The 7,850-nt window shown below is 72.3% G+C and carries 6 protein-coding genes; 2 read left to right on the top strand and 4 right to left on the bottom strand.

The genetic code is table 11. The annotated features are described in order from the left end of the window. Positions 1-35: 35 nt before the first annotated feature. The 4 genes from ACFVYN_RS29075 to ACFVYN_RS29060 all read right to left on the bottom strand — a co-directional run bounded on the left by ACFVYN_RS29075 (position 36) and on the right by ACFVYN_RS29060 (position 5,783). A complete protein-coding gene (locus tag ACFVYN_RS29075) occupies positions 36-1,280 on the bottom strand; it encodes an MFS transporter (RefSeq protein ID WP_390003579.1) in 1,245 nt (414 codons plus the stop codon). A gap of 52 nt (positions 1,281-1,332) precedes the next feature. After that, positions 1,333-2,676: a PLP-dependent aminotransferase family protein gene (locus tag ACFVYN_RS29070; RefSeq protein WP_390003577.1), complete on the bottom strand. Its 1,344-nt coding sequence runs from the start codon at positions 2,674-2,676 to the stop codon at positions 1,333-1,335. A gap of 13 nt (positions 2,677-2,689) precedes the next feature. Continuing rightward, positions 2,690-4,159, bottom strand: coding sequence for an aminopeptidase P family protein (locus ACFVYN_RS29065; protein ID WP_390003575.1), 1,470 nt, complete (start codon positions 4,157-4,159; stop codon positions 2,690-2,692). A gap of 112 nt (positions 4,160-4,271) precedes the next feature. After that, the gene (locus ACFVYN_RS29060) at positions 4,272-5,783 is read right to left on the bottom strand and encodes a PP2C family protein-serine/threonine phosphatase (RefSeq protein ID WP_390003573.1); all 1,512 of its coding nucleotides are present in this window, start codon (positions 5,781-5,783) and stop codon (positions 4,272-4,274) included. A 449-nt stretch (positions 5,784-6,232) separates the two neighbouring features. Between ACFVYN_RS29060 and ACFVYN_RS29055 the strand changes: the two genes are divergently transcribed. Together ACFVYN_RS29055 and ACFVYN_RS29050 are read left to right on the top strand one after the other, a co-directional pair. Beyond that, positions 6,233-6,898 carry a bifunctional DNA primase/polymerase gene (locus ACFVYN_RS29055; RefSeq protein ID WP_390003571.1) on the top strand — a complete coding sequence of 222 codons (666 nt, stop codon included), beginning with the start codon at positions 6,233-6,235 and terminating at the stop codon, positions 6,896-6,898. 56 nt (positions 6,899-6,954) lie between these two features. Next, positions 6,955-7,551, top strand: a complete 597-nt coding sequence (locus ACFVYN_RS29050) for a hypothetical protein (protein ID WP_390003568.1) — start codon at positions 6,955-6,957, stop codon at positions 7,549-7,551. Positions 7,552-7,850 lie beyond the last annotated feature (299 nt).

Below are 7,850 nucleotides of genomic sequence, written 5' to 3'. Positions count from 1 at the left end.
CCGTCGGCGCCCGAGCGAAGCCCACCCCGCCCCGTTCACCGCACCAGCACCCCCCGCCCCGCCGCCTCCCCCACCCCCGTCTCCGCTTCCCGCCCCGCGGCCCACCTGCTCGCCGGGCCCATCGCGTACGACGCCAGCAGCGTGACTCCGCCGAGCAGCAGCCACCCCGGCGTGCCCCACTCCACGAGCAGGGTGGTCAGTACCACTGGACCGAGCGTCCGGGCCACCGTCACCCCGGTCCCGAAGAACCCCTGGTACTCGCCGACCCGCTCGGCCGGAGCCAGGTCGAAGGAGAGCTGCCAGGACCCGGCCGACTGCCCCATCTCGGCCACCACCTGCAGCGCCGCCCCGACGACCAGCGCCCCCACGGCCACCCACGGCGAGGCCCCCGCCGACAGCGCGAACACCGCGCAGGCCGCCAGCATGACCCACCCCGACCGCCGCACCGCGCGCGTGGCCGACGCGAGCCCGGTCACCCCGCGGGCCATCCGCACCTGGAACACCATCACGGCCCCGGTGTTGAGCACGAACAGCGCGGAGACCAGCCAGGTGGGAGCCGCGGTCCGCTCGGCGATCCACAGCGGGATCCCCAGGCTCAGCAGGGGCATCCGCAGCAGCAGGACGGTGTTGAGCAGGGTGATCACGGCGTACGGCCGGTCGCGCAGCACACCGGAGCCGGGACGTTTCTCTCCGGCCCCGCGGGCCGCCACCGACGGCAGCCGCAGCAACAACGCCGCACACACCAGGAAGCTCACCGCGTCCACCGCGAACACCCCGAGGTACGCCGCCCGGGTCCCGGCGTGCAGCGCCAGCCCGCCGAGCCCGGCCCCGACGGCAAGGCCGGCGTTGAGCGTCGCTTGGAGGTGGGCCAGCAGTCCGGTCCGCTCCCCGGCGGACACCAGCCCCGCGAGCAGTGCCTGCCGGGCCGCGGCGAGCCCCGACTGCGCGGAGGCGTAGGCGCAGGCCGCCAGGACGAACGGCACGAAGTCCCGCACCACCAGGAAGGACGCCACCGCCAGCCCCGTGGCCAGCGCCAGCAGCACCGCCGTACCGCGCGCCCCCCGCCGGTCCGCGAGCCGCCCGAGCGGCACTCCCACCACCGACCCGACCGCCCATCCGACGGTCAGCCCGAGCCCCACGCGCGCGGGGTCGAGCCCGACGACGTGCGTGAAGTAGAGCGCCGACGTCACGTAATAGGCGCCGTCCCCGACGGAGTTGCTCAACTGGGCGAGCGCCAGGACGCGTGGGGGCCCCGCGGGCGGGACGAGTGAGTTCGTCATGGGAACGACACTAGGAGCGCGGTGGACCGCTCGGCAGACCCAATAAGGGGCCCTATGAGTGGCCCAATTCCAGCGCTCGGACCAAAGCCTCCAGCGCCTTTGGATACGCCCCCTCCCGAGGCGTCCCGTACCCCACGACCAGCCCCTCGCGACCCGGCCCCGCCGCATGCCAGTGCTCCCGCAGCGACCCCACCGCGAGCCCCTCGGCCGCGGCCCGCTCCAGCACCGCCGCCTCGTCCCCCACCTCGACCAGCGCGTGCAGCCCGGCCGCGATCCCCCGGACCCGCCACCGCGCCCCCAGCCGCTCCACGAGCCGGTCCCTGCGGCGCCGGTACCTGAGCCGGCACGCGCGCACGTGACCGTCGTAGGCGTGCGTGCGGATCAGCTCGGCGAGCGCCAGCTGCCCGAGGGTCTCGGTGCTGTGGTCGCTGTGCAGCTTGGCGTCGGCGACGAGTCCGACGAGGTGCGGCGGCAGCACCATCCACCCGAGCCGCAGCGCGGGTCCGAGTGTCTTGGACGCCGTCCCCAGGTAGACGACCTGCCCCGGCGCCATCCCCTGGAGCGCCCCGACGGGCTGCCGGTCGTAGCGGAACTCCCCGTCGTAGTCGTCCTCGACGACCAGGGCCCCACGCGCGTGTGCCCAGTCGGTCAGCGCCCGCCGCCGCGAGGGGTGCAGCGTCACGCCGGTCGGGTACTGGTGGGCGGGAGTGACGACGACCGCCGCGGGGTCCCCCAGCGCGTCGACCTCGACGCCCCGCTCGTCGACCGGCACCGGCACCACCCGCCCGCCGGCACGCCGTACGACCTCCCGGTGGAAGGGCAGCCCCGGGTCCTCCATGGCGACGACCCCGCCCTCCAGCACCCGCGTGAGCAGCGCGAGCCCCTGCACGGCGCCGGAGGTGACGACGATCCGCTCGGGAGAGGCGACCACCCCACGGGCCCGCCCGAGGTACTCCGCCAGGGCGACCCGCAGCTCGATACGGCCCAGGGGATCGCCGTAGTCGTACGCGGAGACGGGTGCGGCGGCGACGGCCCGCCGTACGGCTCTGAGCCAGGCGGCGGCGGGGAAGGCGCCGACGTCCGGACTTCCGGGCCGCAGATCGAAAAGCGGCGCACGCGTGTGTGCACCGCCTTTCGAGGGCCCGGCTTCGGCGGCGGGCAGCAGGGCGACGACCGTCCCCGACCCCTGCCGGGCGGTCAGATACCCCTCGGCGATCAACTGGTCGTAGGCCGCCTTCACGGTCCCCCGGGACACCCCCAGCTCCTCGGCGAGCCGCCGGGTGGCGGGCAGCCGGGCGCCGGGAGCGAGCCGCCCGTCCCGGACGGCGTCGCGCAGGGCCCGCTCCAGCCCGGCACGACGTCCGTCAGGTGAGCCGATGTCGAGATGCAGGTCCACCGCGACTACTCGGTCATCCCTTCAGGGAAGCCATCCAGGCCTCGACCTCGTCGGACCGCCGGGGAAGGCCGTCCGAGAGGTTCCGGTTCCCCTCGTCCGTCACCAGGATGTCGTCCTCGATCCGCACCCCGATACCCCGGTACTCCTCGGGCACGGTCAGGTCGTCGGCCTGGAAGTACAGCCCGGGCTCGACGGTCAGCACCATCCCGGCCTCGAGGACCCCGTCCACATACGACTCCACGCGCGCGGCGGCGCAGTCGTGGACGTCCATGCCGAGCATGTGCCCGGTCCCGTGCAGCGTCCAGCGCCGCTGGAGCCCCAGCTCCAGCACCCGCTCCACCGGTCCCTCGACCAGCCCCCACTCCACGAGCCGCTCCGTCAGCACCCGCTGGGCCGCGTCATGGAAGTCCCGGTACTTCGCACCGGGCTTCACGGCCGCGATCCCGGCCTCCTGGGCGTCGTACACGGCGTCGTAGATCTTCTTCTGCACGGCGCTGAAACGGCCGTTGACCGGCAGGGTCCGCGTCACGTCGGCGGTGTAGTACGTGTGCGTCTCGACGCCCGCGTCGAGGAGCAGGAGATCACCGGAGCGCACGGGTCCGTCGTTGCGCACCCAGTGCAGCGTGCAGGCGTGCGGACCGGCCGCGGCGATCGTGCCGTAGCCGACGTCGTTGCCCTCGACGCGCGCGCGGAGGAAGAAGGTGCCCTCGATGTACCGCTCGGAGGTGGCCTCGGCCTTGTCGAGGACCTTCACCACGTCCTCGAAGCCCCGCACCGTCGAGTCGACGGCCTTCTGGAGCTCCCCGATCTCGAACTCGTCCTTGACGAGCCGCGCCTCGGAGAGGAAGACGCGCAGCTCCTCGTCCCGCTCGGCGGTGACCTTGTCGGTCAGCGCGGCCTCGACGCCGGCGTCGTAACCGCGGACGACCCGCACCGGGCCGGTGGCCTCGCGCAGCGCGTCCGCCAGCTCGCGCACGTCGGAGACGGGGATGCCGTACAGCTTCTCGGACTCGGTGAGCGAGTGCCGCCGCCCGACCCACAGCTCGCCCTGGCCGGAGAGCCAGAACTCACCGTTCTCGCGGTCGGAGCGCGGCAGGAGGTAGAGCGTGGCGGTGTGACCGCCGGAGGGGGCCGGCTCCAGGACGAGCACACCGTCCTCGGTCTGGTTGCCCGTGAGGTAGGCGTACTCGACGGAGGCCCGGAAGGGGTACTCGGTGTCGTTGGAGCGGGTCTTCAGGTTGCCCGCGGGGATCACCAGCCGATCGCCCGGGAAGCGCGCGGAGAGCGCCGCACGGCGGGCCGCGGTCTCGGCGGCCTGCGCGATCGGCTCCAGGTCGTGCAGTTCCGTGTCGGCCCAGCCGGACTTCATGCTCTCGGCCAGCTCGTCGGAGACACCCGGGTACAGGCCGTTCTTGCGCTTCTTGATCGGCTCTTCCGACTCTTCCGGGCTGCTCTCCGGGTTGAGTTCGTCGGCCACGGTCATCCTCCTTGAAACGGCACTGGACCCCGTCCATCGTACGGTCGTACGGAAGGGGGCCCAGGGCCGGAAGACCTGTTACCACCTGCTACTGCTACTGCTACTGCTACTGCTACTGCTACTCGAAGTGGGCAGCGAGCAGGACGACGTCCTCCTCGGAGTCCGCCCGGTCCAGCCCGTCCGGCAGCACGGCCCGCAGCACATGGTCGGCGATGGCGTCGGGGTCGGCGCGCAGCGACTTCGGCACCCCGGCCGCCGCCGCGTGCAGGCGCGCGAAGGCGCGGTCGGTGGGGTCGCCGGTGCGGTGCAGCAGCCCGTCGGTGTACAGCAGAACCGTCTCTCCCGGTTCGGCGCACAGCTCGACGCTCGGCGCCTCCCAGCAGGTGAGCATGCCGAGCGGCGCGGACACGGAGGTCTCCACGAACTCGGTGCGCCGCTCGCCGATCAGCAGCGGCGGACAGTGCCCGGCACCGGCCAGCGTGATCTTGCGCAGCGTGGGCTCGCAGTAGGCGAAAAGGGCGGTGGCGCAGCGGGCGGGTTCGGTCAGCCGCAGCAGCAGCTCCAGGTCGGACAGGACCGCGACCGGGTCCTCGCCCTCCATCACGGCGTACGCCCTCAGGGAGGCTCTCAGGCGTCCCATCGCGGCGATCGCGCTCGGGCCGCCGCCGGTCACCGAACCGACCGCGAGGCCCAGCGCCGCGTCCGGCAGCGGCAGCGCGTCGTACCAGTCGCCGCCGCCGCGCGGGCCGGTGCGGTGCCGGGCGGCGAGCCGGACGCCGGCGACGCGGGGGAGCCGGGACGGCAGCAGCTCCTCGGCCATCGTCGCCATGCACGCGCGTGTGCGCTCGACTTCCAGGAGCCGGGCCAGGTGCTCGGTGGCGTAGCGGACGTACAGGCCGACGAGGTGGCGCCGGCGCTCGGAGGGTTCGGCGGGCTCGTCGTAGAGCCACACGGCGGCACCGAGGCGGCCGGCGTCGTCGGTGGACAGGGGGAGCGCGTAGCAGGCGGCGTAGCCGAGGCGGGCGGCCACCTCGCGGTGGCGCGGGTCGAGGCCGTCCTCGGCGAGCAGGTCGGGCTGGGCGATCTCGCCGTCGCCGCCCGGCAGTCCGTCGAGGATGCGGCCGTACGACATCGCGCTGCGCGGCACGGTCTCGATGTGCCCGAGGTCGGCGCGGGCGAGTCCCAGGCCGATGGTGGTGTCGGGGCCGAGACGGTCGTCCGGTTCGAGGACGACGAGTCCGCGCCGGGCGCCCACCAGGGCGGAACCGGCGCGCAGGAGTTCCTGGAGGGCTTCGGAGAGGGTGTCCGTGCGGATGAGGCGTTCGGTGAGTTCGTGCAGGGTCGTCAGGTCGGAGACCCAGCCGGCGAGCCGGTCCTGGAGCAGGGCACCGGGTGCGTTCGGTACCGGGACCGCTGGGGTACCCGGGGCAGCAGGCGCGGGCGCGACAGTGTGTGCGGGTGCGGGAACCGTTGAATCGATTCCAGCCACTTTCGAAGGGTGAGGGGCGTTCATGGTGTCCGGCTTTCCGACCGGTGCGTATTGCTCAAAAGCATCGCAAACCCCCATGTCATTCTGCGCCGCTAGCAGTGTCTCCACATGTACACGCACTCGTAAGGAGATGTCCAGCATTGTCCTGCCGGGATTCCTGGTGTCCGTGAGCAACAGGTGGAGAGTGGGTTGAAGGGAAAAGTTGGCTTAAAACTGACTCGGGTTACGGTGTATTGAGGTCGACTGGCCTTGCTCCACAGAGCGTCACAGCGGTCGTGATGGGTACGTACTCGGTAAGGGCCAGGGGTGGTGGACCGTCACCCGGAACCTGGTGACCGACCCGGGCGTCTTAGCCACCGACGATCGTGCCCCATCCTCCCGTGGCGGAGGCGGAGAGAAATACGCGGGACGGCAAACGCCAGACTTCGCCACCCCCCGCCACGCCCATGCTTTTGATACGCAGTATGGGGTTCCCCTTGTCTCGGACAAGGGTGTGATGCGCCAACAGGTACGCACAGTGAAGTGATCGACACATGGTGTGATGTGGTCCTCGGTGTTGCCAGCGGTGCAACGGAAAGGAACGAGCGCTCATGCGCGAGATCCTCGGAAGGCGACGCAGGCTCCTGTCCCAGCGCAGCGACGGAAGGCCTGAATTGTTCAGCGCGGCCCTGACCTTCGCCAAGGAATGGCAGTGGCCCGTACTCCCGGGTGTGGCACCGGACCCGGAGGGCAGGGCCCGCTGCGGATGTCCCGACCCGGAGTGCACGGTCCCGGGCGCCCATCCCTTCGAACCGGGCCTGCTCGCGGCCACCACGGACGAGCGCATGGTGCGCTGGTGGTGGACCAACCGCCCGGCCGCGCCGATCATCCTGGCCACCGGCGGCAGCGCCCCCTGCGCGGTCAGCCTGCCGGCCCTCCCGGCCGCCCGCGCCCTGGCCGCCCTCGACGCCCAGGGCATGCGCCTCGGCCCGGTGATCGCGGCGCCGACCCGCTGGGCGATCCTGGTCAAGCCGTACTCCATGGAGCAGCTGGGCGAACTGCTGTACGCCCAGGACCACGTCCCCGGCTCCCTCCGCTTCCACGGCGAGGGCGGCTACCTGGCCCTGCCCCCGTCCGAGACCGGGCACGGCGACATCACCTGGGAGCGGGCTCCGCTCCCCGGCTCGGCCTCCCCGTGGGTCCCCGACGTCGAGGCCGTGGTGGACGCCGTGGTCGAGGCCCTCACCCGTACGGGTGTGAGCGCACCCGAGTTGTAGGGGTGTCGGACGCGGGTGGAACCGGGTGACCGCGCCGGGTCGTTATCGTCCGCCTCATGAACCTTCGTCTGCTTGCCCTGTCGGGAGTCGTGGTGTGCGCGGTCGCGCTGCCGCTGGCCGTGGCCTCCGCGGGACAGGTGGGCGACGGAGGCCGTACGGTCGTCCGCGATCTCGTGCGCCCTGCCACCGCGTCTCCCGCCGTACGCCCTTCCGCTGAGCCCTCCCGGGTACGGCCTTCCGCGGCCGATGACCACAAGGCGCCCCTCGCCGCCCCCGGCCGCTCCCCGCTGCTGCTCGGCGTGGGACTGGCCACCGCCGCACGCTGCGGGCCCGAACTGACCTCCGCCGACGGCATCGAGGCCCAGACCTGTGTGCTCACGCAGGGCGAGGAGACCTGGGCGCGGACCTACTACCGCAACGCGACCGGCGCCGCGCTGGACGCCGCGCTCAGCTTCATGGAGCCCGGCGGACGCACTGTGCAGTTGCACTGCGCGGTTGGCGCCGGGGACGAGCCCGACAGCTGTGAGACGTCACGGGAGCGCACCCAGGGGGCGCCGGCCGACTACGCGGCGGTCGCGGAGTTCGCCCGGCGGGGCAGCGGACCCCTGCTGCTGCGGGCCGGGAGCAACTCCGGGGAAAACACGGGAAGTTGACGCCGGCCGGCGTTCCGTAAAGCGGCCCGGGCACAGAAAGACCCGGTTGCTGGCGACGGGGGATGCACCAGCAACCGGGCTATTGGAACCGTAACAAGAGATCGCCCGTTCGCAAATTCGACCGCGGTGCTCCCTGGCTTATTCGGACACCGATTCGCCTTCTCCGGAGGGAAGTTGTGAACGCGGTCGGCCGTTCCGTGAAGGTTCGGTGGGGGGGTGCCGCCCGGCCGCCCCCCCCCGGGCGTGCCACAAGCGGGTGCCGGGGTCTTAATAAAAAAAAAGATCCCACCAGAAAAACG

The sequence above is a fragment of the Streptomyces sp. NPDC058307 genome, from assembly GCF_042880295.1.
Classification (GTDB): domain Bacteria; phylum Actinomycetota; class Actinomycetes; order Streptomycetales; family Streptomycetaceae; genus Streptomyces.
Note: the sequence above shows the minus strand (reverse complement) of the source record. Positions and strands in the feature narration are given on the sequence as shown.

Bases quoted from the DNA above. Each gene is read 5' to 3' on its own strand.
- ACFVYN_RS29065 (WP_390003575.1), bottom strand. From the start codon at position 4,159: ATGACCGTGGCCGACGAACTCAACCCGGAGAGCAGCCCGGAAGAGTCG.
- ACFVYN_RS29050 (WP_390003568.1), top strand. From the start codon at position 6,955: ATGAACCTTCGTCTGCTTGCCCTGTCGGGAGTCGTGGTGTGCGCGGTC.
- ACFVYN_RS29075 (WP_390003579.1), bottom strand. From the start codon at position 1,280: ATGACGAACTCACTCGTCCCGCCCGCGGGGCCCCCACGCGTCCTGGCG.
- ACFVYN_RS29055 (WP_390003571.1), top strand. From the start codon at position 6,233: ATGCGCGAGATCCTCGGAAGGCGACGCAGGCTCCTGTCCCAGCGCAGC.
- ACFVYN_RS29060 (WP_390003573.1), bottom strand. From the start codon at position 5,783: ATGCTGGACATCTCCTTACGAGTGCGTGTACATGTGGAGACACTGCTA.